We start from the raw sequence: 2,255 nt of genomic DNA, 5'->3' as shown, positions 1-2,255 counted from the left end.
CCCGGCGCCGAGCGGCAGGCGATCCTCGACGGATTGATGTGGCCCCAGGCGCAGATCTCGCCCAAGTATTTCTATGACCAGCGGGGGTCGGAACTGTTCGAGGCCATCACGCGCTTGCCGGAGTACTACCCGACGCGCACCGAACGCGCCATCCTCGACGGGCAGGGCGCAGCCATCGGCAGGGCCATCGGCCGGCGGCGCGTGGTCATCGAGCCCGGCGCCGGCAGCTGCGCCAAGGCCCTGCGGTTGTGCCGGCTCGTGCAGGCCACGCACTTCGTTGGCGTGGATATCTCGGCCGATTACCTTGAAGGGGCGGTGGCGCGGCTGCGCACGGCACTGCCGGGGCTGGATGCGCGGGCCGTCGGCGGCGACATCACGGCGGGCATTGCACTGCCCGCGGGGTTGCCGCAGGCCCGGCGCCTGGTGTTCTATCCGGGCTCCTCGATCGGCAACTTCGATCCACCGCAGGCGCTGCAACTGCTGCGCGGGATGCACACGCTGGCCGCGGGCGAGGAGGGGGCCTTGCTGATCGGCGTCGACCTGCGCAAGGACGCGGCCGTGCTGCAGGCCGCGTACGACGATGCGGCCGGCGTGACGGCGGCCTTCAACCGCAACGTGCTGACGCACCTGAACCGGTTGATCGGCAGCGATTTCGACCCTGCGCAGTGGCGCCACGAGGCCTTCTTCGACGCGCACCACTCGCGCGTCGAGATGCACCTGGCGGCGCGAAGTCCACAGTGCGTGCGCTGGCCGGGTGGCGAGCGGCGCTTTGCGGCGTGCGAGCGGATCCATACGGAAAACAGCTACAAATACCGGCTGCCCGATTTCATGGAGCTGCTTGCGGCCGCGGGCTTTCGCCAGCCGCAGGCCTGGCTGGACAGGCGTGGCTGGTATGCGCTGGTCCATGCCCGGACCTGAGCGCACCTCAGGAGGAGCCTGGATGCACGATGCCCTGGACAATGTGCGCGCGCCGGTGGCGCGGCAGGGGGACGGCGCGGCGGCGCTGGCGCGGCGCTTTTCCGAAGTGCGTGCGGCCACCGCCGCGTTGGCCGCCCCGCTCTCGGCGGAAGACTGCGCCGCCCAGTCGATGCCCGAGGCCAGTCCCGTCAAGTGGCACCTGGCGCACACCACCTGGTTCTTCGAGACCTTCGTGCTGGAGCGCTGGGAACGCGGCTCCGTGCCCTTCGATCCGGCATTCCGCGTGCTCTTCAATTCCTATTACCAGCGCGTCGGCCCGCAGCATCCGCGGCCGCGCCGCGGCCTGCTCACGCGGCCCGCACTGGCGACCGTGCTGGCCTGGCGCGAGGCGGTGGATGCACGGGTGCGGCACCTGCTGCAGCAGGCCGAGCCGCCACCGGCGCTGGCTTCGATGGTGGAGCTGGGGCTGCAGCACGAGCAGCAGCACCAGGAGCTGATCGCTACCGACGTGAAGCACCTGCTGTCCTGCCATCCCGCGTGGCCGCCTTACCACCCGCAGCCGCCCCCGGCGCTGGGGCGCCCCAGCGGGCCGCCGCAGCCGCTGGTCTGGCACGAATTTCCCGGTGGCCTGGTCGAGATCGGCCACCAGGGCACCGGCTTTGCCTTCGACAACGAGGGCCCGCGCCACCCGGTCTGGCTGCAGCCCTATGCGTTGGCCGACCGCCCGGTGAGCAATGCCGATTACCTGGCCTTCGTCGAAGACGGCGGGTACCGGGAGCCTGCCCACTGGCTGGCCGAAGGGTGGGACTGGGTCTGCAGCCAGGGCCTGGGCCATCCTCTGTACTGGCGCCAGCGTGGGCAGGGCTGGGAAGAGTTCACGCTGGCCGGCGCGCGGCCGCTTGAGCCGGCGCAACCGGTGGTCCACCTGTCCTACTACGAGGCCGATGCCTATGCCCGCTGGGCGGGAGCGCGCCTGCCGACCGAGGCGGAGTGGGAAGCGGCCGCCGGGAGTGCGCGGCCCGAGGAGGGGCACTGGGCCGGGGCTGGCGTGCTGCATCCCCGCGCGGCGCCCCCCGGTGAGCGCGGCGATCCGCTGCGGCAGCTGTTCGGCGACGTCTGGGAATGGACGCAGTCGAGTTACGCACCGTATCCCGGCTTTGTGCCGGCGCCTGGTGCGGTGGGCGAGTACAACGGCAAGTTCATGGTGAACCAGTACGTGCTGCGCGGCGGCTCCTGCGCGACGCCCGCCGGACATGTGCGCGCCAGCTACCGCAACTTCTTCCCCGCCACGGCGCGCTGGCAGTTCAGCGGACTGCGGCTGGCACGCGACGGCGGCT

2 protein-coding genes are annotated in these 2,255 nt (G+C 71.4%); both read left to right on the top strand.

Annotation, left to right across the window (positions count from 1 at the left end):
* Positions 1-918, top strand: a 918-nt coding sequence (gene egtD / locus A612_RS14885; RefSeq protein ID WP_019375239.1) for an L-histidine N(alpha)-methyltransferase, incomplete at its 5' end; no start/stop codon positions are given.
* A gap of 22 nt (positions 919-940) precedes the next feature.
* A partial coding sequence (gene egtB / locus A612_RS14880; protein ID WP_019375238.1) for an ergothioneine biosynthesis protein EgtB occupies positions 941-2,255 on the top strand: 1,315 nt, incomplete at its 3' end.

The sequence above is a fragment of the Melaminivora alkalimesophila genome, assembly GCF_000282995.1.
Taxonomy (GTDB): Bacteria; Pseudomonadota; Gammaproteobacteria; order Burkholderiales; family Burkholderiaceae_C; genus Melaminivora; species Melaminivora alkalimesophila.
Note: the sequence above shows the minus strand (reverse complement) of the source record. Positions and strands in the feature narration are given on the sequence as shown.